Genomic DNA, 21,435 nt, shown 5'->3' with positions numbered 1-21,435 from the left:
AGCAGGCGCTGGAAATCACCGATACGCTGGTGCGTTCCGGCGCGATCGATGTGCTGGTTGTCGATTCTGTCGCGGCCCTGGTGCCGCGGGCGGAACTTGAAGGCGAGATGGGCGACAGTCATGTCGGCCTGCAGGCCCGACTGATGAGCCAAGCGCTGCGCAAGCTGACCTCCTCGATTTCAAAATCCCGCTGCCTTGTCATCTTCATCAACCAGATTCGCCTGAAAATCGGTGTGATGTTCGGTAACCCGGAAACCACGTCCGGCGGCAACGCGCTGAAGTTCTATGCCTCCGTGCGGCTGGATATCCGCCGGATCGGCGCCATCAAGGACCGGGACGAGGTGGTCGGTAACCAGACCCGGGTCAAGGTGGTGAAAAACAAGATGGCGCCGCCTTTCCGGGTGATCGAGTTCGACATCATGTATGGCGAGGGCATTTCCAAGAATGGCGAGATCCTCGACCTCGGCGTCAATGCCGGGATCGTCGAGAAGTCCGGCGCGTGGTTCTCCTACAGTGGTCAGCGCATCGGACAGGGCCGGGAGAATGCCAAGCGGTTCCTGCTCGAAAACAAGGAAATCGCTGGTCAGATCGAGCAGCAGATTCGGCAGAATGCGGGCTTGGTCGCGGATGCGATGATGCAGGGGCCGGACGATACTGCAGCAGCAGAGGATGCCTGATTGAGGCTAGGAAAACCCGGCTCAAGGGCTGGCGTTTTCGCCCCGGACTAGCTTCGGATTAAAAGCAGAAAACCCCGGTCCGGTCTCGGTGCCGGGGTTTTCTTTTATGTGCGCTTGGAACGCATCGTTGCCGCTCGGCTTTCCTGAGCGTACCGGGTGAGGTCTTTATCAAGTGGAAAATGGCGGATTCCCTGAGCCCCCGTGCTGGACAGACGGGGGCTTCTTCAGTAAAAGCGGAGCCCGCCTGACGCGATGGTGCGGCGGGTTGAAAGGCACGGCTATTCCAGCGGCAAACCGATAAATGCCGCCGGTCCGGAGGGACGATATGCAGACCGCGAACGAGATCCGACGCACATTCCTCGATTATTTCGTTGAGAACGGTCACGCCGAAGTCGCCTCCAGTCCCCTGGTGCCGCGGAATGACCCGACGCTGCTCTTCACCAACGCAGGCATGGTGCAGTTCAAGAACGTCTTCACGGGGCAGGAGCACCGGGATTACAACCGCGCCGCCACCTCGCAGAAATGCGTGCGTGCCGGCGGCAAGCATAATGACCTTGAAAATGTCGGCTACACGGCCCGGCATCACACATTCTTCGAAATGCTCGGCAATTTCTCGTTCGGCGATTATTTCAAGGAACAGGCCATCGAGCATGCCTGGACCCTGATCACCAAGCGCTACGGCCTGCCCGCCGACAAGCTGCTGGTGACGGTCTATCACGAGGATGAGGATGCGGCGGCGCTCTGGCGCAAGGTCGCGGGCCTGTCGGACGACCGGATCATCCGGATTTCCACCTCGGACAATTTCTGGGCGATGGGCGATACCGGCCCATGCGGTCCGTGTTCCGAGATTTTCTACGATCACGGACCGGATATTCCGGGTGGCCCTCCCGGCAGCCCGGACGAGGATGGCGACCGTTTCATCGAGATCTGGAACCTCGTCTTCATGCAGTACGAGCAGATCGCGCCGGGCAATCGGGTGAACCTGCCGAGTCCGTCCATCGATACAGGCATGGGGCTGGAGCGTATCGCCGCCGTCCTGCAGGGCCAGCACGACAATTACGACATCGACCTGATGCGCGCCCTGATCGAGGCCTCGGCCCATGCGGCGAATGTCGATCCGGACGGGCCTTTCAAGATTTCCCACCGGGTGGTCGCCGATCACTTGCGCGCTTCCAGCTTCCTGATTGCCGACGGCGTGCTGCCGTCGAATGAGGGCCGGGGCTATGTGCTGCGCCGGATCATGCGCCGGGCCATGCGCCATGCCCATATCATGGGCTGCAAGGATCCGCTGGTCTGGAAGCTGGTACCGGCTCTGGTCAAGGAGATGGGAGATGCTTTCCCGGAACTTGGCCGGGCGGAAAGCCTGATCAAGGAAACCCTGAAACTGGAAGAGACCCGTTTCAAGGAAACCCTCGATCGCGGCCTGAAGCATCTTGAGGACGAAACTTCCCGGCTTGGCGACGGTGAAACCCTGGCCGGTGATGTGGCCTTCAAGCTCTACGATACCTACGGCTTCCCGCTCGATCTGACCCAGGACATCCTGCGCGGTCAGGGCCGTCTTGTGGATACGGACGGGTTCGAGACGGCGATGGAACGGCAGCGTGCGGCTGCCCGGGCTGCCTGGTCCGGCTCCGGCGATGCGGCGACCGATACGGTCTGGTTCGAATTGCGCGAGCAGTGCGGCGCCACCGAATTCCTTGGCTACGATACGGAACATGCCGAAGGCCAGGTCGAGGCGCTGGTGCTGGACGGCAAACCGGTGAAACGGGTCGAGGGACCGGCTGAATTCTCCATGATCGTGAACCAGACGCCGTTCTATGGTGAATCCGGCGGCCAGGTCGGTGATGCGGGGGCGGCGAAAACTTTTGGCGGCGCCGAGATCACCATCTCCGATACGCAGAAGAAAGTCGGCGATCTCTGGGTCCATATCGCCAAAGTGGCGGAGGGTGTCATTGAGGTCGGTGACGCGGTCGAGCTTTCCGTCGACGGCACGCGCCGTGGACACACTCGGGCGAACCACTCGGCCACCCATTTGCTGCACGAAGCGCTGCGCCGTCATCTTGGCAAGCACGTCACCCAGAAGGGCTCGCTTGTCGCACCGGGGCGTCTGCGCTTTGACTTCTCCCACCCGAAAGCCATGTCCCACATGGAGCTGAAGGCGGTCGAAACGGAAGTGAACGAGCGCATCCGGGGCAACAGCGAAGTCAGCACCACCCTGATGGACCCGGAGAATGCCATCAAGGCCGGTGCGATGGCATTGTTCGGTGAGAAATACGGCGACGAGGTTCGGGTCGTCAGCATGGGCGGGGCGACGGACGATCCCGGCAAGCAGCATTATTCGACTGAACTTTGCGGCGGTATCCATGTGAACCGGACAGGCGATATCGGTGTGCTGCACATTATCTCGGAAGGGGCGGTTGCGTCCGGTGTGCGCCGGATCGAAGCCGTCACCGGTGCCGGGGCAATGGATTATGTCGATGGCCGGGAAGGCCTGCTGACCGCAGCGGCGACAGTCGCCAAGGTTTCAGTCGACCAGTTGCCGGACCGGGTTGGAACCCTGATCGAAGAGCGCCGCAAGCTGGAGCGTGAGGTGCAGGATCTCCGCCGCAAACTTGCCGAGGGTGGCGAAGCGGGTGAAGCCCAGTCCAAGGACGTGGCGGGCGTCACATTCGCCGGCCGTACCCTCGAGGGCGTGCCCGCGCGCGAGCTGAAAGGCGTGGCGGATGGCCTGAAACAGCAGATCGGCACCGGTGTCGTCGTCGTGGTCTCCAACGACGAAGGCAAGGCATCCCTGGTGGTCGGTGTCACGGCGGATCTGACGGACAAGGTCAGTGCGGTCGATCTGGTCCGTGTCGGCTCCGAAGCCCTTGGCGGCAAGGGGGGCGGTGGCCGGCCTGATATGGCGCAGGCTGGCGGCCCCGATGCGGAGGCGGGTCCGGCGGCGATCGCGGCCATCGAAGCCGCCCTTGTGGAAAAACTCGCCTGATCAGACATGGCTTTGCCATTGATCAGTGATGGCTTTGCCATCGACAGTAGGCGACTGATCGCCGTACCTTAATTGGGAGGCGCCGCTTCGGGGGCGCCTTTTCCTTGTCGCCGCAGTGGATTATTGCCGGGCGCCTTACTGCCCGAGGGAGTTTTCATGACCGAGACGTCACGCTTTTCCGGAACTGACGGATACGTCGCGACGGAGGATCTGAAGGTCGCCGTGAACGCGGCCATCACCCTGCAGCGCCCGCTTCTGGTGAAGGGGGAGCCTGGGACCGGCAAGACCGTTCTGGCGCATGAGGTGGCCCGCGCTCTCGGCATGCCGCTGATCGAATGGCACATCAAATCCACCACCAAGGCGCAGCAGGGCCTCTACGAATATGACGCGGTCTCCCGCCTGCGCGACAGCCAGCTCGGCGATGAGAAAGTACACGATATCTCCAACTACATCGTGCGCGGTAAACTCTGGGAAGCGTTCGAGGCGGAAAAGCCGTCGATCCTGTTGATCGACGAGATCGACAAGGCGGATATCGAGTTTCCGAACGACCTCTTGCTCGAACTCGACCGGATGGAGTTCTTCGTCTACGAGACGCAGCAAGTGGTGAAGGCCGTACAGCGTCCGATCGTGATCATCACCTCGAACAACGAGAAGGAGCTGCCGGACGCCTTCCTGCGCCGCTGTTTCTTCCATTACATCCGCTTCCCCGAGCCAGAGGTGATGGCGGAAATCGTCGAGGTGCATTTCCCGAAGCTGAAGCAGAACCTGCTGCGTGAAGCGCTGACTTCGTTCTACGAGGTGCGCGAGGTGCCGGGGCTGAAGAAAAAGCCGTCGACATCCGAGCTGTTGGACTGGATCAAGTTGCTGGTGGTCGAGGACATCCCGCCGGAGACGCTGCGTGTCAAGGACAAGAAGGACATTATTCCGCCGCTTTATGGCGCTCTGCTGAAGAACGAGCAGGATGTGCATATGTTTGAACGGCTGGCATTCATGGCCCGCCGGGAGGGACGGGGGTAATGAAACTGGTTGTGGGCTCTTTAGGCGCCGCGCTGGCGCTGGCTGTTTTTGTGGCACCGGCAGGCGCTGCCGATGACACGTTGAAGACGGCGTTGCAGGCATATGGGAGCGCGGCCGGGAAAATTTCGGCGTCGGTGCCTTTCTGTGGCGGGCCTGCCGAAGAGGTCGATTATTTCGAGAGGCAGGTGAAGGAGCTTGCCGAGAAAGCCGGTGCGGACCCCATCGAATGGTCGGTCATCCAGGCATCGATGGAAAAGGCGCGGGACCAGGCCGAGATCGGAAACCACCATTGCACCGAAGATGGCGGCCGTGCCCTTGCGACTGACCTCCTCGAGAAGCAAAAGGCGCTGCAGGCCGCGCTGAACTAGCGGCTGCCTTGCCTGACGATCACCGCTTCTTCCAAAGGCACTCTGTTACCAGAGCCAGCGTTGCGGCTGGGAAATTCATAGAGCAGTCACGATTCCGATTGCGGCTCAGTGGTTCCTATTGTCTATTATTCATCTAGACGTATAGATGAATAATAGACAGCGGCCGGACCTGCGGGTCCAGAGGATCGGACAGACAGTGCCTACAACCGTTTTCATTGCCGTGATTGGTGCCGCCATTCTGCATGCCGGCTGGAATGCCCTCGTCAAAAGCGGCTCGGACAAGCTGATGGCGATGGCGGCTGTCGTGCTGGGGCATTTGCCCTTTGCCCTCGGAGCCCTGCCGTTTGTTCCACTGCCTGCCGCCGAAGCACTGCCCTACCTCCTTGCCGGGATTGCGCTTCATGTTGGCTATCAGTTCTTTTTGCTCGGCTCCTACAGCTCCGGTGATCTGACGCAGGTCTATCCGATCGCCCGCGGCTCGGCGCCGCTGATCGTGGCGGCGGTGTCTATCGCCGTGCTCGGGGTGCAGATGACTTCCATGGAGCTGTCCGCCGTCTTTCTGATCGGTGCAGGCATCATCAGCCTGACTCTGGTCCGGCGTGCGGACGGGCAGAGGAACGGGAAAGCGGCTGCTCTGGCACTTGCCACGGGATGTTTTATTGCCTCCTATTCCCTGGTGGACGGGCTAGGCGCACGGCTGGCCGGCACCTCGCTCGGGTTTTATGCCTGGCTCTCCATCGGTAATGGCATAATCATGGTGATGTTCCTGGCACTGCGTGCGCCCGGCACCTTCGGTCGCCTGCTGTCAGGCGGAAAGAAGGTTTTCCTCGTCGGGGGCGGTGCATCCTTTGCGGCATATGCGATGGTCACCTGGGCCTTCACCCAGGCGCCGATTGCGCTGGTGACGGCATTGCGGGAGACCAGCATCGTCTTCGCACTGTTGATCGGGGTCTTCTTTCTGAAGGAGAGGCTGGATCTGATGAAGGTGATCTCGACCATGACGACGCTGGTCGGCGCTGTCCTGCTGCGTTCCGCACGGCATTGAGTGTCTGTCACACAAAGCCGCTTTCAGGGCACTTGACCCCTCGCGCGGACGCTGTGACAACTCTTCCATGTTTTCAAATTTCTTCTACGAGCTGAAACGCGCCGAAGTGCCGGTCTCCGTGAAGGAGTACCTGCTGCTACTTGAGGCCGTGCAGGCCGGGCTCGCGAATTATGCGGTCACGGACTTTTACTATCTTTCCCGCGCGACGCTGGTGAAAGACGAGCGGCATCTGGACCGGTTCGATCAGGTCTTCGGCCATGTCTTCAAGGGGCTGGAATACCTCACCGATCTGTTCGGCAAGGACATCCCGGAGGAATGGCTGCGCAAGATGGCGGAGCTGAACCTGACCGAGGAGGAGAAGGCCGAGATCGAGGCCATGGGCGGCTGGGAAAAGCTCATGGAAACCCTGAAGCAGCGCATGGAAGAGCAGGAAAAGCGCCATCAGGGTGGCAACAAGTGGATCGGCACGGCCGGCCGCAGCCCGTTCGGCGCCTATGGCTACAATCCGGAAGGTGTGCGCATCGGCCAGGACGGCAATCGCCATAACCGGGCGGTGAAGGTCTGGGACAAGCGGGAATTCCGCAATCTCGACGATTCTGTCGAGATTGGCACCCGGAACATCAAGATGGCGCTCCGCAAGCTGCGCCGCTTTGCCCGTTCCGGCACGCCGACCGAACTGGATATGAGCGACACCATCCGCTCCACCGCGCGCAATGGCGGCTATCTCGACCTGAAGATGGTGCCGGAGCGGCATAACAACGTGAATGTGCTTCTGTTCCTCGATGTCGGCGGCTCCATGGACCCCTTCATCAAGGTAACGGAAGAGCTGTTCTCCGCAGCCCGGTCAGAGTTCAAGCATCTGGAATATTTCTACTTCCACAACTGCCCCTACGAGAAAGTGTGGAAAGACAATTGGCGCCGCCATACCGAGGCGACCTCGACCTGGGACGTGCTGCACACATACGGGCCGGAATACAAGGCAATCTTCGTTGGCGATGCCTCGATGAGCCCCTATGAGATCGCCATGCCCGGCGGCAGCGTAGAGCATATGAACCAGGAAGCGGGCGCCGCCTGGATGCAGCGCCTGACCGGCCATTTCCGGCGCACCGCCTGGCTCAACCCGACGCCCGAGAAATACTGGCACTATACCCAGTCGATCAGCATGATCCGCGACCTGATGGAGGACCGCATGTTCCCGCTCACCCTGGACGGTCTCGACCGGGCAACAAAGGATCTGATGGCGTGAAGATCGATCCGTTTGACCATCGGCTGACACCCGCCCGCGCGGATATCGCCGCCGATTTCCTCGAAGCCGATATCGATGCACCGAAATATGTGGCGGGTGAGGCCTGCCGGGTGCTGTCCGGTACGGTGTCTGTGCGCGAGGCGCCGGATGCGAAGGCGCGGCAATCGACGGAGCTGCTCTTCAACGAGCGCTTCATCGCCTATGAGCGCAAGGATGGCTGGGCCTGGGGGCAGAACCAGAGCGACGGTTATGTCGGCTATGTCCGTGAGGGCGGGCTGGGGCCCGATAATGAGGCGACCTACAGTCACGAGATTCAGGCGCTCCGGAGCTATGTGTTCCCGGAACCGGATCTGAAGTCCATTCCGCTCGATATGCTGCATCTTTCCACCCGCGTCCGGGTGTCCGGGACAGAAGGCAATTATTCGCGGGTCGATTTCGGTGAGACGGGCGGCTGGGTCTATACGCCACACCTCTGCGATGTGACCGAGGTGGAGCCGGATTATCTCTCGACCGCCGAGCTGTTCATGGGCGCGCCCTATGGCTGGGGCGGACGGTCAAGCTTCGGGCTGGATTGCTCCGCTCTGGTACAGCTTGCGCTGGCCCGGGCCGGAATTACGGCGCCACGAGACAGCGACATGCAGGAAGCCACTGTAGGCGAGATCGTCGAGGGCGGGCTGGATGCGGCGCAGCCGGGCGATCTGCTGTTCACGGCGGGCCATGTCATGTTTTTGGCCGAGCCGGGCATGCTGCTGCACGCCAACGGCCACCACATGGCTGTGGCCTATGAGGGACTGGCGGACTTCATGCACCGGACCCGGGACATGGATATCCCGATCCGGACCATCCGCCGGCTGCCTGCCATCCCGGATATGGAATAAAGCGCCCCGGCACGGACCAGCCGTGCCGGAGACGCCGTAACGTCAGAGCGCCGCGCCGACGTCGATGCGGTTTCCGTCCGGGTCCTCGAAGACGAAGGCCCGCAGACCGTAATCCTTGTCCTGCAGCCCCTTGACGATGCGCATGCCTGCCTGCTGGCAGAGCGCGTGCAGCGCATCCACGTCGCCTACCATGATGTGCGCGACATTGAACGGTGCAGCCTTGTGGTTTGGCTGCAGGGTGAGGTGCAACTCGGCTGCTCCCTGCTTCAGGATCATGAAACCGGTGGGCGTGCCGTTTTCGAACACCTTTTTGAAGCCGAGCGTGTCGACATAGAAACTTCTGGCTCTCTCCATGTCTTTCACGGGGAGAGTGGCGGCGATACGGCCGAACCGTATGCCGGTCGTGGCATGGTCATCCATCATGGGACCTCAGTTTGGGAGTTGCCGGCCATGGTGCGGGCGGTGCCGGGCCATGCCATTACTCCTGTCTGAAATTACCGGGACGGTGCCCGCCTGTGTTTTCAGGATGTCGATTGAAGAGCGCTTCCGCAAGATCTTCGTCAGGCACTTTCAAGAGGCATGCTCAGCACGAATTCTTCCGTGCCATCCTCCAGCACGTGAAAGCCGTGCTGCGGCCGGTCGAGGGCGAAGCAGTCCTCCTCGCTCAGCCCGAGATAGATCCCGCGCATGATCTTGTTCACCACGCCATGGGCGATGACGATGTGCGGTGTCTCTGCGGCCCGCAGCTCGTTCATGACCGGGATCAGCCGGTCGCGCACCATCTCCGTGCTTTCGCCGCCGGGATGCTGGTAATGCCAGGGATCGGCCCGCCGGGCGATTGCGTGCTCCGGGAAATCCTCATCCAGCGCGCCCCAGCCGTGATAGCCGTCATGCTCGCCGAGGGTGATTTCCATCAGCCGCTCGTCGAACCGGACGGCCTCGTAGGGCAGGCCCGCCGTATCGCAGATGATGGCGGCGGTCTGCCGGGTGCGGCCGAGCGGGCTGGCGAGCACAGGCAGGGCGGTCGACCCGAGCAGCTCGCCGAGCTTGCGGCCATGGGCTTCGGCCTGCCGCACGCCGGTCAGGGTGAGAGGGGAATCAAGCTGGCCCTGCAGCCGTCCCAGCCGGTTCCACACCGTCTCCCCATGCCGGATCAGGTAGATCCTGCCCATCCTCTTCCTCGCGCTTTCAATTCAGTCTCGTCGGTTAATCGGGGCTAACCCGTGCCATCGGTTTTATGGGGTTGTGAGCATGGGGCAAAGAGCTAAAGTTTTCATATTGTCGTGCCTGGGTGCGGCTGGTTTCCAATTGCAGGATGAAGATGATGTTGATGTCCGCCGCGCCCGATTTCGGTCCGATGAATTCTCTCGTGGAAAACCTGAAAGAGACGGGCATTGTCGAGGTCGCGCAGCATGGCTGGGACCGGCAGGGGCTGATTCCGCTCTGGTTCGGCGAGGGCGACCTGCCGACGCCGTTTTTCATCACCGAGGCTGCCGCCGATGCCATGCGCCGGGGGGAGACCTTCTATACCGACCAGCGCGGCATCCTCGATCTTCGCAAGGAGATTGCCGCCTATATGAACCGGACCTTCGATATAGCGCTCGACACGGACCGGGTGAGCCTGACGACCGGCGGCATGTCGTCGCTTGCCATGGCAATGCAGATGATTCTGGAGCCGGGTGACGAGGTGCTGGTGGTTGGCCCGATCTGGCCGAACATCTATTCCACGGTGGAGATCAATGGCGGCGTCAGCACCCATGTCTCGCTCAGCCTGCGGGACGATGACTGGCATCTCGACATGGATGAGCTGTTCGCGGCCGTTACCGACAAGACCAAGGCGATTTTCGTCAATTCGCCCGGCAACCCGACGGGCTGGATGATCGAGCAGGAGCAACAGCAGCAGATCCTCGATTTCGCCCGGGAGCGCGGCATCTGGATCATCGCCGACGAGGTCTACCATCAGCTTGTCTTCGACCGGGACGTGGCACCGTCCTTCCTGCAGATCGCCGAGGATGATGACAGGCTTTTCGTCATCAACAGCTTCTCCAAATCCTGGATGATGACCGGCTGGCGGCTCGGCTGGCTGACCCACCCGGCATCCCTCGGCCCGACTGTTGCTAAGCTGGTGCAGATCGTCACTTCCGGCGTGCCGCAATTCCTGCATCGTGGGGCCATCGTGGCGATGCGTGACGGCGACCATGTGATCAAGCAGCTGCGCGACCGCTGCCTGAAGGGCCGGGACATCGTGTTCGACCGTCTCGACGCCTGGCCCCGGATCAGCTCCGCCCGGCCGAAAGCGGCCTTCTATGCCTTCTTCACGGTCGACGGCATGACCGACTCGGTCGCGGCCTGCAAGGAGATCATCGACAAGTGCAATGTCGGCCTCGCACCGGGCAGCGCGTTCGGGCCGTCGGGGGAGGGTTATCTCCGGCTTTGCTACGCCTCCGCGCCGGAACGGCTGACGGCGGCGATGGATGCGCTGGAGACAATGCTGGGCGGGCCGAAAGCGTAAGGCTTTGCGCCCGATTCTCTCTCGGCTATAGTCGCGTTTGTTGGCATCGAGCCGAGGGCATCGCATATGGCACTGACACCGAGCGGACCAAGAAATGGCGGCGTAGGCGCACCGAACGGGCGTGTCCGGCGTCCTGTTGTCCGCCGTCCCGATGCTGCGACCCCGGCCCGCATCTCGCAGCAGCAGCCGTTACAGATCCCCAGCAGTGCGCCGACCCCGGGCTTCCGGCTGCGTACCGCGACCACGGACGCGGAAATTGATCGCCAGATCAAACGGCTGATGCTGCTTCTCGCGAATGACAATATCGATCCGGATGCGCCGGCAGGCTCCTATATCAATTTCCTGATCTGACACCGATCCCGGGGCGGGGAGCGGTTATGCTCAAACTTGCCACGGCGCAGTCTCCGCTCTCATCCGATCTGAGAGAGAGCGCCGCCGGAATGTGCCGCCTGATCCGGGAGGCAGCGGCTTCCGGTGCCGACTGCGTGCATTTTCCCGAAGCCGCCCTGTCCGGCTATGTGAAATCGGAAATCAAAAGCTGGGTGGATGTCGACTGGGAAGCCCTGGAAGCTTCTCTGGATGAGGTTCGGGCATGCTGTGCCGAGACCGGTATCTGGGCGTTTGTCGGCTGTAATCACCGTCATCCGAACCTGTCCCGTCCCCTGAACAGCCTGTATATCGTTGACGGGCGAGGACAAGCCGTCGCGCGGTACGACAAGCGGTACTGTTCCAATTCGGAAATCACGGACTGGTACGCGGCGGGCAACCAGCCTGTCACCGTAGAGATCAAGGGAATCCGGCTGGGTTTTCTGATCTGTATCGAGGTTCAGTTTTCCGAATTTTTCATGGAATATGAGCGGCTTGGCGTGGATTGCGTCTGCCTTTCGTCCGGTCCTGGCTTGGAAATGTTCCGAATCCAGTGTCAGGGGCACGCGGCCAGCAATTGCCTTTGGCTGAGTTATTCCGTTCCCGAAAACGGGAGCGATAAACAACCATCCTGTTTCATCGGTCCGGATGGCGAGATTCTGGCCTCATGCGTGCGCGGCGCGTCCGGTCTGGTGATCGGCGAGATCGATCCGTCTGATGCGAAATGGGACATTCCTGTGAATAAGGCGCGGCCCTGGCGGCGTAGGGCGCGCGCGGGAGAAATCTACCTCGAACACAGGTTGAAGGATTAAGGGCACGCTGGCCTATTGCCGCCCTCAAGGGGCTCGGCTAACTTCCATCCCATGTTCAAGAAAATCCTGATCGCCAACCGTGGCGAAATCGCCTGTCGTGTGATGCGGACCGCAAAGCGCATGGGCATCCAGACCGTCGCCGTCTATTCCGATGCCGATGCGGACGCCCTGCATGTCCGGACCGCAGATGAGGCGGTGCATATCGGCCCCGCGGCCTCTGCGGAATCATACCTCGTGATCGAGAAGATCATGGATGCGATCCGGCAGACCGGCGCAGAGGCGGTGCATCCGGGATACGGTTTCCTTTCCGAGAACGCGGCCTTCGCCGAAGCTCTCGAAAAAGAAGGCGTTGCCTTTATCGGCCCGGGCATCAAGGCCATCGGCGCCATGGGCGACAAGATCGAATCGAAGAAACTGGCGCACGCGGCGAACGTGAGCACCGTGCCGGGCTATCTCGGTATCCTCGCCGACGACACCGAAGCGGCCAAGGTCGCCCGCGAGATCGGCTATCCAGTGATGATCAAGGCTTCCGCCGGCGGTGGCGGCAAGGGCATGCGGGTTGCCTATAATGACGATGAGGTGGTGAGCGGTTTTCGCTCGGCGGTGAACGAGGCTCGCTCCAGTTTCGGTGATGAGCGCGTCTTCATTGAGAAGTTCGTCGAAGAACCGCGCCATATCGAAATCCAGGTGATCGCGGACAAGCACGGCAACGTCGTACACTTGGGGGAGCGGGAATGCTCCATCCAGCGCCGCCACCAGAAGGTCATCGAGGAGGCGCCGAGCCCGTTCCTGGACGAGAAAACCCGGGCTGCCATGGGCGCCGAGGCCGTGGCTCTGGCGCAGGCGGTGGATTATTCCTCCGCCGGAACCGTCGAGTTCATCGTGGACGCGGACCGGAATTTCTATTTCCTGGAGATGAACACCCGGCTGCAGGTGGAGCACCCGGTGACGGAACTGGTCACCGGCCTCGATCTGGTCGAGATCATGATCCGCTCGGCGGCGGGGGAGAAGCTGCCCTTCACCCAGGACGACATCAAGATGACCGGCTGGGCCGTCGAGTCGCGGATCTATGCCGAGGATCCCTATCGCGGCTTCCTGCCCTCCACGGGCCGTCTGGTGCGCTACCAGCCGCCGGAGGAGAGCGACACGGTGCGCGTCGATACCGGCGTCTATGAAGGTGCCGAGATTTCCATGTTCTACGATCCGATGGTGGCCAAGCTCTGCACCTACGGGGACACAAGAATCGAGGCGGTGGACCGGATGGCCGAGGCGCTCGACCGGTTCCTGGTGCGCGGTATCGGCCACAATGTCGATTTCCTCTCCGCCGTGATGGCGCATGAGCGGTTCCGCGAGGGACGGCTGTCGACCGGCTTTATCGCCGAGGAATATCCGGACGGCTTCCATGGCGCGCCGGTGAGCGAAGAGATCGAGAATGCCATGCGGGCCGTCGCGGTGGCGGCGGAATGCGCCTATGCGGAGCGGAACCGGATGATTTCCGGTCAGACTCCCGTCGGCGACCGCAACCCGCCGCAACGGGCCTGGAAGGTCCGTCATGACGATACGGCGGAAGATGCGGATGCAAGTGTGGTCGATGGCGGGTTCGATGTGACCATAGGCGGCTCCACCTACGCGGTGCGCGGTGTGCTGCGGGCCGGAGAGCCGGTGTTCGGCGGCATGGTCAACGGCAAGCCGTTCCCTGTCCAGTTCGAGCGCAAGGGGATCGATTATCTGGCTTCCATCGCCGGAGCCCAGCGCCGCTTCACGGTGATCAGCCGGCGGGCGTCCGATCTGCTGGACCGGATGCCGAAGAAAGAGGCCGCCGATCTCAGCAAATTCCTGCTGTCGCCGATGCCGGGTCTGCTGGTCTCGCTTGCCGTGGGCGAGGGAGACGCGGTCAAGGCCGGGCAGGAACTGGCCGTGGTCGAGGCAATGAAGATGGAGAATGTGCTGCGGGCGGAAAAGGATGGTACGGTGGCGAAAATCCACGCTGCTGCCGGTGGCAGCCTTGCCGTCGATCAGCAGATCATCGAGTTCGAATAAACGCATGCCTGCCGGACGGGTTTTGCAGGGTTTTTCCCTTGCAACTGCTCCGGAAACCCACTAATACAGCGCCCCTGAGATCGCACCGTCGGTGCAATCGGTACCGACGAACTGAGGATAAGTGACATGGCAGTTCCCAAAAGGAAAACGACCCCGTCGAAGCGCGGCATGCGTCGTGCCCATGATCGGGTGAAAGCTGATGCGTATGTGGAAAGCCCGGACACCGGTGAACTGCACCGTCCGCACCACATCGATCTGAAAACCGGCATGTATCGCGGCCGCCAGGTCCTGAAGGTCAAAGACGCCTTCTAAGACCGGCACGCATATGTGACGTGAAAAGGCCCCTTTTGGGGCCTTTTTCCATTTTGGCGTCAGGGCTATCGTTTTCCCAATAATCAGAAAAGCGGGGGAGGCGATAAAATGGCGGGAAATGCAGCGGCGCTGAGGGCGCGACTGGCAACAGGGCGAATCCTGACGATTCCCGGCTGCTATGACGCGATGAGCGCGAAACTGGTGGAGCAGGCCGGTTTCGATGCGGCCTATGTCAGCGGCTACGCGGTCAGCGCGACGCAGATCGGCCTGCCGGATGCGGGCCTGCTTTCCTATAAGGAAATCCTCGATCAGGCCCGGGACATTGCGGGGGCCGTCTCCATCCCGTTGATCGGGGACGCGGATACCGGATTCGGCAATCCGGTCAATGTCCGGCGCACGGTGAAGGGGTTCGCCGATGCGGGAATCGCCTGCATCATGCTGGAAGATCAGGTTTTTCCGAAACGGTGCGGATTCGCCAAGGGCGTCGAGGTGGTACCGCGGGGCGAAGCATTGACCCGGTTGCAGGCCGCGCTCGACATGCGGGACGAGATCCGCGCGGAGGGCGGCGACGTGCTGATACTGGCCCGCACGGACAGCCGTGTTGCCGAAGGACTGGAGGAAGCGCTCTGGCGCTGCGAGGCCTTCGCCGATCGGGGCGCCGATATCGTCTATTTCGAAGGACCGCAGAGCCGGGGCGAGATGGAGGCGCTGTGCAGCCGGGTGCAGGCGCCGAAGCTGTTGGCCCAACTCGAACGCGAAGGCCGCCCGCTGCTTAGCCCCAAGGAGGCGGAGGCGATCGGCTATGACTGCCTGCTGTTCGGCGTCACCCTGCTGAATGTCTCGATCCGGGCCATGCGTGACGCGCTCGCCCTGATGGCTCAGGGCAATCACCCGGGCCCGGACCGGCTTCTGAGTTTCGACGAGCTGTACGAGACGGTGGGGTTCGACTGGTATTATGAGCAGGAAGAGCGCTATCGGGGCGAGTGAAGCTTAGAGCCACACTCTCCCCCACATGCGTCATCCCGTTGAAAAAACGGGATCCAGGGATGGCGGGTAGTATTCTGTGATCGCCTAGGTCCCGGCTCGCTGGCCGGGATACGATTAAAATCAAACCTTCCGGACCTCGCACCATGAGCAGCGCAGCGGGATGGAGCCGCTGACCGGGTCGCATTGTTCAGTCGGAATGGCGGTGTTCATGTTGGCCGCGTGCGCATCTCCGCCGGTGTTCGGCGTATCCGTGCTGTCGCTCACGGCCCAGCCATGCTGGGCGAAGACGGCGCCGGGGGCGAGGTCCTTGCCGAGTTTCGCGCGGGCAATGAATGTCCCGGCCTTCGTGCTGATCTCGACCCAGTCATGATCGGCGATCCCGCGTGCTTCCGCTGTGGCGGGTGTCATCTCCAGGATTGGGTCCGGTTGCAGCTTTCGCAGCGAGGGAATGTTGCGGTGCTGGCTGTGGCAATAGACAACGGTCTTGGCTGATCCGAGGCGGAGGGGGAACAGACTGTCCTCCTCTTTCGGCAGGTCAGTCATATCGAGGCTTGGCACCGGAGCATAGCCATGCTCCAGCATCTGCTCCGAATAGACCTCCAGCCGCCTGGACGGGGTCGGGAAGCCACCTGCGAGGTGCGCCTCGGTTGCGACCTCTGCATCCAGCGTGACACCCTCTGGCGAGGCTCTGAGGGTATTCAGTCCAACTCCCGAGGGGGCCAGGATGTGGGCGTGGCCCTTGTCCGCGTTGCAATCGAACATGACGTCCGAGAGACCGAGCCTGCGGGACAGTTCCAGCACGATATCTGTATCGCTCTTCGTCTCGCCGACCGGTGCTATCACGGCCGGGCGGAGCTGGACTTTGCGCATGCCTTCCAGGCTGGCGTCGAAGCCGTTGCGCAGCCCTTCACGTTCCCATGACGTTGCGACCGGCAGCACAATATCCGCATGCTTGGCGCTTTCGTTCAGGAAGAAGTCCGTATGGACGTGGAAGTCGAGCTTGCCGAAGGCCTCCTTCGCTTGGGCCGTGTCCGGCTGGGAGGCGAGCGGATTGCCGCCGAAGGAGAACAGCATGCGGACGGGGTAGGGCGCACCGTCGGTAATGGCGCGGTAGACGTCCCGTGCGGTCACCCAGCCCTGTCTGCCGGGGCCGAGGGGGCGTTCCGTGAGGCCGAGCGCCTTGGCCTTCTGGCTGTTGCTCAGGAGATCATGCCCGGCGATGTCGTTGAATTTGGCGGCACCGCCCGGAACATTCCCGCCCTTCTTGCCATAATGCCCGGTCAGCCCGTAGAGGGTGGAGATCGCCCGGTCCGTCTGCGTCGCGGTCAGGCTTTGTCCGACGCCGTTCCAGGCGTAATAGGCCAGAGACGGGCTTTCGAAGAGGATGCCGGCGGCATTGTGCAGATTTTCTTCGCTGATACCCGCAATCTCTGCGACACGTTCCGGCGGATAGTCTGCGGCAGCGTCCGCAAGGGCCTGCAGGGCGGTCCGGCAGTGCAAGGCGCCAGTGCTGGCCTCTATGGTGTGTGAGCCGAACAGTGCAGCATCTTCCGGTGTATCCAGCCAGCGGCCTTCTTTCGCATCGTAACGCAGGGGAGTGCCACCCGCCGAGGGGGCTGCGAGCAGGATATCCGGGTTTCCTTCAGGTGCCAGATCGCTTTCCCGCAGCAGGCGGCTCGTTTCGGGATGCAGCAGAAAGGCGGCGTTGGTCCATGTGCGGGCAAAGGCCTGATCGAACCGGCCGCTTTCCAGCATCAGATGGAGCAATCCCAGCGCCACGGCCTGGTCCGTCCCGGGGCGGACGCGCAGCCAGCAATCGGCGCGTCGGGCAAAGAGCGTCGGGCGCGGGTCGATGACGACCAGTTTCGCGCCCTTGCGGATGGCCTTCTGGATTTCGGTCGAGCGGGCGAGCCAGGTCGCGGCCGGATTATGACCCCAGAGCAGCACGCAATCCGTATGGGCGAAATCTGGTGTGCCGATATCGGTGCCGTAGGTGAAGCGGGAGGCCACGTCCTTGTGCCAGTTGCAGATTTCCGTCCCGTAGATGGTGTTCGGGCTGCCATAGGCACGGATGAACCGCTCGATCCACGAGATGCTGTCGGAGATGTGCGTGCCGCTCGGCGTGGTGACGGAGAAGGCAACCTGCTCGGGGCCGTGCTCGTCCCGGATGCGGCCCATATGGCTGGCGATCTCGTCCAGCGCGTCCTCCCAGGAAACCGACTCCCAGGTCGGCACCTTCGCGCCCTTGGGGGAGGTGCGCCGCAGTGGCCGGGTCAGCCGGTCCGGGTGGTAGACCAGCTCGGGCGCGGCCTTGCCCTTGGGACAGAGCTTGGCGCCGCTCGGATGGTCCGGCAGCGGGTCGATGCCGAGCAGCTTTCCATCCTCGACTGTGGCCACACAGCCGCAGCGCGAGCGGCACTGGGTACAGAAGGCGGGGATGCGGGCTTGTTCGGTCATGAGCGGGAACTCCCCAGGGGATAGCGGGAAAGCTGACATATTCGTTATCCCGGCCGCAGAGCCGGGGCCTGTTGATCATAGAACGACCCCCGTCATCCCTGGCTCCCTGTGTGCGCAGGGATGACGGTTCTAGGTGGGCTCAGGCAGCAGTGAGCGCGTTCAGCTCTGCTTCCGTGAAACCGAGATTCCGGGCGGAGCCGAGAATATCAGACCAGGCTGCAGCCGCGAGCGGCAGGCCCGCCGCTTGCCGTTCAGCCATCACCCGCCGTTCATTCTCGCCGGGCACCAGCACTTCACTGTGGCCATCGGCCGTACGGGCGCTTTTGACGAAGGCGATATAGGATTTGATCTCCTCGGCCATGCTGTCCTGACCGTCGAACTTCTCGGTATCGATATAGATCGACAGCATGCCGTTGCAGAACCGCCGCCGTTCCGGCTCACCCGGCCCGCCTGCACAGCCGGAGCCGGTGAGGGCACCGGCCATCATCTCCATCATGAAATTGAGGCCCGAGCCTTTGTGGCCGCCGAAAGCGGTGAGCGCGCCGGGGCCTTCATAGGGCATCGGTGCCTTGCCTTCAGGCACATCGCCGTAGAGCGGCCAGGGATCACTTGTCAGGGCGCCGTCCGCGTCGATCAGCGCGCCTTCGGGCAATGCCTTGCCGCCCCTGAGAGCAACCAGGGCCTTGCCCTCGGCGACCGTGGAGGTGGCGAAGTCATGCACCACCGGGTCCTGTCCCTCGACGGGAATGCCGATGCAGAAGGGCGAGGTGCCCATGCGCCGTTCCCGTGCGCCGAACGGGGCGACAAGCAGGGAGCCCCGGACATTGACCATATGCAGGGAGGCGACACCGGCTTCCGCTGCCCGCTCCGCCCAGTCGCCGATCCGGCCGAGATGGCCCGAATTGCGCAGCGCTGTCAGGGCGAGGCCGTGTTGCTTTACCTTCTTCAGGCCAATGTCGACGGTCTGCTCGCCAATGGTCTGCCCGAAGCCGTAATTCCCGTCGAGGATCGCCATGACATCGTTTTCCATGACGGTTTCGACCGTCTGGCCGATCTTCTGCCGCCCGCTCTCGGCCCATTCGAGATAGCGCGGCACCCGGATCACGCCGTGGCTGTCATGTCCCCGGAGATTGGCCCCGGTCAGCCGCTCCGCGATGCAGGCGGCCTCCGTTTCGGAGCAGCCGGCGCGCGCGAACATCGCGCGCACCAGCCGGATCATCACATCGGGGGCGACCCGAACTTCATTTGGCGCGCCCATCATCAGGCGCGCATGTCGCTTACCGCCGCATTGATCGCGGAGGAGAGGAGGCGCACGTCGTTGGCCAGCGTCACCAGATCGAAGCCCTTGGCCAGCATGTTCTTGGCATAGCTGTTCTCAAGGCAGTGGATGCCCGCCTTGATGCCCGCGGCCTTGGCGGCAGCGAGGATCTTGTCGATGGCTTCCAGCATTTCCGGCTCGGCGCGGTCCAGTCCCGGCTTGTGGCCAAGCGAGATGGAAAGATCGCTCGGGCCGATATAGAGGCCGGTCAGGCCGGGTGTCGCCGCGATCTCGGCAACATTCGCCAGTGCTTCCTCGGTCTCGATCATCGCCAGGGTGACGATCGTCTTGTTGGACTGGTTGTGATAATCGGCGCCATAGACCATTCCAGCGCGGGTCGGGCCGGAGGAACGGTATCCGTCGGGCACGTAATTGCAGGCGCCGACGAGCGCTTCCGCATCCGCACGGTTGTTTACCATCGGGCAGATGATGCCGAGGGCGCCGGCATCCAGCAGCTTCATGATGATGCCAGGCTCCAGCCACGGCGGGCGAACGACCGGTGTCGCGTCCGACGCGCTCATCGCCTGCAGCATGGTGAGTGCGGCCTGGTAGTCGACCAGACCGTGCTGCAGATCGATGGTGATGGAGTCGAAATCCTGCATCGCGAAGATTTCGGCAGTGAAGGTGTTCGGAACGGATAGCCAGCCGTTGATCGCGCCGCGGCCGTCTTTCAGGCAATCTCTCAATCGTGTTTTCATGGCCTGCCCTCCCTAGAGCACTTCTTTGTTGATGACGGTGTCCGGGTTCGGCTTGCCGTCGAGCACGTTGAGAACGTTCTCTGCCGTCTGGCTTGCCATCCGCAGGATCGATTGTTCGGTCACGCCGGCGCTGTGCGGGCTGACGATGATGTTGTCGAGCTGGAACAGGGGATGCTCCGGCTTCGGCGGCTCGCTGGCGAAGACGTCGATGCCGGCCCCGGCGATGGCGCCGGAGGTCAGTGCGTCATACAGCGCATCCTCGTCCACCATGCCGCCGCGCGCGGTGTTGATCACATGTGCGGTCGGCTTCATCGCAGCGAACTGTGCCTTGCCCATCAGATTCACCGTTTCCGGGCTCTTCGGGCAGTGCAGGGAGACGAAATCCATCTGCGGCAGAACCGCCGCCAGATCGTGGACAGGCGTGCAACCCGCCGCCTTGATCACCGCGTCATCGACGAAAGGATCGATGACCGACACTTTCATGTCGAAGGCCAGTGCCCGCTTTGCGACGCGGGTGCCGATCCGGCCGAAACCGACCAGCAGCACGGACTTGTCGGCAATGTCCTGGGCGCCCATCTGGCGCTTGATCCAGAAATTGTCGTTCCGTGTGGCGTGGTCGAACTCGACGCTTTTCTTCGCCAGGGACAGGATGAAATACATCGTGTGTTCGGCCACGGACACGGCATTCGACGTGGCTGCAACGCAGAGCGGAATACCGCGTTCGGTGAGAGCGGCAACATCGACGGAATCGTAGCCGACGCCATGACGGGAGACGACCTTGAGGTTCGGAGCCGCCTCGATCACCGCGCGCGGGATCTTGGTGGTCTGAACCGCGATGGCGTCAATGTCATGGGCATGAGCGATCAGCTCTTCCTCGGTCGGGAACTGCAGCACGGTGGTCTTGACGTCGTCACGGGCGTCGAACTGGGATTGGCCGGCGTCGTTGAGCTTGTCGACGACCAGCACATGAAACTTGTTCATCTTTGGGTCTCTCAGGCTGGGATCTCAGGCTGGCGGATCAGTGGATTTCGGCGGAACCGGCCATTGCGGCCTTCAGCTTGTCGATGTCGAAATCCGGCGACTTGGCGGCATCGAGAATGACCTTCTCTTTCCGCTCCAGCAGGGCGATGGCTTCGGGCAGTTTTTTCACTGCTTCGGCCGGCACCACCACGGCACCATGCCGGTCCGCATGGATGATATCGTCGTGATTGACCGCCATGCCGCCGACATTCACCGGCACGCCGAAATCGACGGGATGAACCCAGCCATGGCTCGGGCCGACCTTGCCGCCGAGGATCTGGAAACCGGGCGCCGAGGCATCGACATCGCGGAAAGATCCGTTGGTGACGCAGCCCAGACAGCCGAGACCCTTGTGGATGTTGGTGTTCACCTCACCCCAGAAAGCACCGAAACCGGGCTCCGGGTCGAGATCCTGTAACACCACGATGCGGGGCAGCGCGCCGTCCGCGACATAGGTGTAATAGGCGGCGCGGGTGGCTTTGGCATCGCCCTGAGGCGGCGTGACGGCGCGCATCGTGGCGGTGCGGGCATAGCCGCAGATCGGGGGCAGGGATGGATCGAGCGCGACCAGTGGCATGGTGGTGAAGCCGATGGTCCGGCGCTCAGGTGTGACGACCTCGAGGCCGTTGCAGATTGTGGGGGTATCCCACTCCGTCAGCTTGCGCAGATCGGCCAGGGTGATATCGGACATGTCCT

At 62.4% G+C, this 21,435-nt stretch carries 20 protein-coding genes; 13 read left to right on the top strand and 7 right to left on the bottom strand.

What is annotated here, in order from left to right; genetic code table 11:
- The 7 genes from recA to AAC126_RS07430 form a co-directional block, all read left to right on the top strand.
- A partial coding sequence (recA, locus tag AAC126_RS07460; protein ID WP_339851684.1) for a recombinase RecA occupies positions 1 to 677 on the top strand: 677 nt, incomplete at its 5' end.
- A 325-nt stretch (positions 678 to 1,002) separates the two neighbouring features.
- Positions 1,003 to 3,663, top strand: a complete 2,661-nt coding sequence (gene alaS, locus AAC126_RS07455) for an alanine--tRNA ligase (RefSeq protein ID WP_339851681.1) — start codon at positions 1,003 to 1,005, stop codon at positions 3,661 to 3,663.
- Positions 3,664 to 3,819: 156 nt separating this feature from the next.
- Positions 3,820 to 4,680: a MoxR family ATPase gene (locus AAC126_RS07450; RefSeq protein WP_339851678.1), complete on the top strand. Its 861-nt coding sequence runs from the start codon at positions 3,820 to 3,822 to the stop codon at positions 4,678 to 4,680.
- Positions 4,680 to 5,048: a hypothetical protein gene (locus tag AAC126_RS07445; protein WP_339851676.1), complete on the top strand. Its 369-nt coding sequence runs from the start codon at positions 4,680 to 4,682 to the stop codon at positions 5,046 to 5,048. Before AAC126_RS07450 ends, AAC126_RS07445 begins: the two co-directional genes overlap by 1 nt.
- 196 nt (positions 5,049 to 5,244) lie before the next feature.
- Entirely contained in the window at positions 5,245 to 6,093 is an 849-nt protein-coding gene (locus AAC126_RS07440; RefSeq protein ID WP_339851673.1) for an EamA family transporter, read from the top strand.
- 67 nt (positions 6,094 to 6,160) lie between these two features.
- On the top strand, positions 6,161 to 7,339 hold the full coding sequence (locus AAC126_RS07435) for a VWA domain-containing protein (RefSeq protein ID WP_339851671.1): 1,179 nt from the start codon (positions 6,161 to 6,163) through the stop codon (positions 7,337 to 7,339).
- Complete coding sequence (locus AAC126_RS07430) at positions 7,336 to 8,217, top strand: NlpC/P60 family protein (protein WP_339851669.1); 882 nt, start codon at positions 7,336 to 7,338, stop codon at positions 8,215 to 8,217. Before AAC126_RS07435 ends, AAC126_RS07430 begins: the two co-directional genes overlap by 4 nt.
- Positions 8,218 to 8,259: 42 nt before the next feature.
- Here the strand turns inward: AAC126_RS07430 and AAC126_RS07425 are convergent, their stop codons facing one another.
- Together AAC126_RS07425 and AAC126_RS07420 are read right to left on the bottom strand one after the other, a co-directional pair.
- Complete coding sequence (locus tag AAC126_RS07425) at positions 8,260 to 8,640, bottom strand: glyoxalase superfamily protein (RefSeq protein WP_339851668.1); 381 nt, start codon at positions 8,638 to 8,640, stop codon at positions 8,260 to 8,262.
- A 137-nt stretch (positions 8,641 to 8,777) separates the two neighbouring features.
- Positions 8,778 to 9,389 carry a histidine phosphatase family protein gene (locus AAC126_RS07420; protein ID WP_339851666.1) on the bottom strand — a complete coding sequence of 204 codons (612 nt, stop codon included), beginning with the start codon at positions 9,387 to 9,389 and terminating at the stop codon, positions 8,778 to 8,780.
- A 158-nt stretch (positions 9,390 to 9,547) separates the two neighbouring features.
- Here AAC126_RS07420 and AAC126_RS07415 point away from each other — a divergent pair, with 158 nt between their 5' ends.
- The 6 genes from AAC126_RS07415 to AAC126_RS07390 all read left to right on the top strand — a co-directional run bounded on the left by AAC126_RS07415 (position 9,548) and on the right by AAC126_RS07390 (position 15,246).
- Positions 9,548 to 10,729 (top strand): pyridoxal phosphate-dependent aminotransferase, encoded by a 1,182-nt coding sequence (locus tag AAC126_RS07415; RefSeq protein ID WP_339851664.1) that lies wholly within the window; start codon positions 9,548 to 9,550, stop codon positions 10,727 to 10,729.
- 66 nt (positions 10,730 to 10,795) lie between these two features.
- Complete coding sequence (locus AAC126_RS07410; RefSeq protein ID WP_339851663.1) at positions 10,796 to 11,080, top strand: hypothetical protein; 285 nt, start codon at positions 10,796 to 10,798, stop codon at positions 11,078 to 11,080.
- 26 nt (positions 11,081 to 11,106) lie between these two features.
- A complete protein-coding gene (locus AAC126_RS07405) occupies positions 11,107 to 11,907 on the top strand; it encodes a carbon-nitrogen hydrolase family protein (RefSeq protein ID WP_339851662.1) in 801 nt (266 codons plus the stop codon).
- A 51-nt stretch (positions 11,908 to 11,958) separates the two neighbouring features.
- On the top strand, positions 11,959 to 13,947 hold the full coding sequence (locus tag AAC126_RS07400) for an acetyl/propionyl/methylcrotonyl-CoA carboxylase subunit alpha (protein WP_339851661.1): 1,989 nt from the start codon (positions 11,959 to 11,961) through the stop codon (positions 13,945 to 13,947).
- A gap of 126 nt (positions 13,948 to 14,073) precedes the next feature.
- Positions 14,074 to 14,259 (top strand): 50S ribosomal protein L32, encoded by a 186-nt coding sequence (gene rpmF, locus AAC126_RS07395; protein WP_323795913.1) that lies wholly within the window; start codon positions 14,074 to 14,076, stop codon positions 14,257 to 14,259.
- Positions 14,260 to 14,367: 108 nt separating this feature from the next.
- Positions 14,368 to 15,246 carry an isocitrate lyase/PEP mutase family protein gene (locus AAC126_RS07390; protein WP_339851659.1) on the top strand — a complete coding sequence of 293 codons (879 nt, stop codon included), beginning with the start codon at positions 14,368 to 14,370 and terminating at the stop codon, positions 15,244 to 15,246.
- Positions 15,247 to 15,366: 120 nt separating this feature from the next.
- On the opposite strand, the gene AAC126_RS07385 is transcribed toward AAC126_RS07390, so the two are convergent.
- From AAC126_RS07385 to AAC126_RS07365, 5 genes are all read right to left on the bottom strand, one after another.
- Positions 15,367 to 17,703, bottom strand: coding sequence for a molybdopterin-dependent oxidoreductase (locus AAC126_RS07385; protein WP_339851657.1), 2,337 nt, complete (start codon positions 17,701 to 17,703; stop codon positions 15,367 to 15,369).
- 139 nt (positions 17,704 to 17,842) lie between these two features.
- Positions 17,843 to 18,964, bottom strand: coding sequence for a malate/lactate/ureidoglycolate dehydrogenase (locus AAC126_RS07380; protein ID WP_339851654.1), 1,122 nt, complete (start codon positions 18,962 to 18,964; stop codon positions 17,843 to 17,845).
- Positions 18,964 to 19,719, bottom strand: a complete 756-nt coding sequence (locus AAC126_RS07375) for an aldolase/citrate lyase family protein (protein ID WP_339851652.1) — start codon at positions 19,717 to 19,719, stop codon at positions 18,964 to 18,966. Before AAC126_RS07375 ends, AAC126_RS07380 begins: the two co-directional genes overlap by 1 nt.
- Before the next feature lie 12 nt (positions 19,720 to 19,731).
- Entirely contained in the window at positions 19,732 to 20,700 is a 969-nt protein-coding gene (locus AAC126_RS07370; RefSeq protein ID WP_339851650.1) for a hydroxyacid dehydrogenase, read from the bottom strand.
- 37 nt (positions 20,701 to 20,737) lie between these two features.
- The gene (locus AAC126_RS07365; RefSeq protein ID WP_339851648.1) at positions 20,738 to 21,430 is read right to left on the bottom strand and encodes an RraA family protein; all 693 of its coding nucleotides are present in this window, start codon (positions 21,428 to 21,430) and stop codon (positions 20,738 to 20,740) included.
- Positions 21,431 to 21,435 lie beyond the last annotated feature (5 nt).

This window comes from uncultured Nisaea sp., from assembly GCF_963974195.1.
GTDB lineage: Bacteria > Pseudomonadota > Alphaproteobacteria > Thalassobaculales > Thalassobaculaceae > Nisaea.
This window is presented reverse-complemented; position numbering and strand designations above follow the sequence as displayed.

Bases quoted from the DNA above. Each gene is read 5' to 3' on its own strand.
- alaS (WP_339851681.1), top strand. From the start codon at position 1,003: ATGCAGACCGCGAACGAGATCCGACGCACATTCCTCGATTATTTCGTT.
- AAC126_RS07450 (WP_339851678.1), top strand. From the start codon at position 3,820: ATGACCGAGACGTCACGCTTTTCCGGAACTGACGGATACGTCGCGACG.
- AAC126_RS07445 (WP_339851676.1), top strand. From the start codon at position 4,680: ATGAAACTGGTTGTGGGCTCTTTAGGCGCCGCGCTGGCGCTGGCTGTT.
- AAC126_RS07435 (WP_339851671.1), top strand. From the start codon at position 6,161: ATGTTTTCAAATTTCTTCTACGAGCTGAAACGCGCCGAAGTGCCGGTC.
- AAC126_RS07425 (WP_339851668.1), bottom strand. From the start codon at position 8,640: ATGATGGATGACCATGCCACGACCGGCATACGGTTCGGCCGTATCGCC.
- AAC126_RS07420 (WP_339851666.1), bottom strand. From the start codon at position 9,389: ATGGGCAGGATCTACCTGATCCGGCATGGGGAGACGGTGTGGAACCGG.
- AAC126_RS07415 (WP_339851664.1), top strand. From the start codon at position 9,548: ATGTCCGCCGCGCCCGATTTCGGTCCGATGAATTCTCTCGTGGAAAAC.
- AAC126_RS07410 (WP_339851663.1), top strand. From the start codon at position 10,796: ATGGCACTGACACCGAGCGGACCAAGAAATGGCGGCGTAGGCGCACCG.
- AAC126_RS07405 (WP_339851662.1), top strand. From the start codon at position 11,107: ATGCTCAAACTTGCCACGGCGCAGTCTCCGCTCTCATCCGATCTGAGA.
- AAC126_RS07400 (WP_339851661.1), top strand. From the start codon at position 11,959: ATGTTCAAGAAAATCCTGATCGCCAACCGTGGCGAAATCGCCTGTCGT.
- rpmF (WP_323795913.1), top strand. From the start codon at position 14,074: ATGGCAGTTCCCAAAAGGAAAACGACCCCGTCGAAGCGCGGCATGCGT.
- AAC126_RS07390 (WP_339851659.1), top strand. From the start codon at position 14,368: ATGGCGGGAAATGCAGCGGCGCTGAGGGCGCGACTGGCAACAGGGCGA.
- AAC126_RS07385 (WP_339851657.1), bottom strand. From the start codon at position 17,703: ATGACCGAACAAGCCCGCATCCCCGCCTTCTGTACCCAGTGCCGCTCG.
- AAC126_RS07380 (WP_339851654.1), bottom strand. From the start codon at position 18,964: ATGATGGGCGCGCCAAATGAAGTTCGGGTCGCCCCCGATGTGATGATC.
- AAC126_RS07375 (WP_339851652.1), bottom strand. From the start codon at position 19,719: ATGAAAACACGATTGAGAGATTGCCTGAAAGACGGCCGCGGCGCGATC.
- AAC126_RS07370 (WP_339851650.1), bottom strand. From the start codon at position 20,700: ATGAACAAGTTTCATGTGCTGGTCGTCGACAAGCTCAACGACGCCGGC.
- AAC126_RS07365 (WP_339851648.1), bottom strand. From the start codon at position 21,430: ATGTCCGATATCACCCTGGCCGATCTGCGCAAGCTGACGGAGTGGGAT.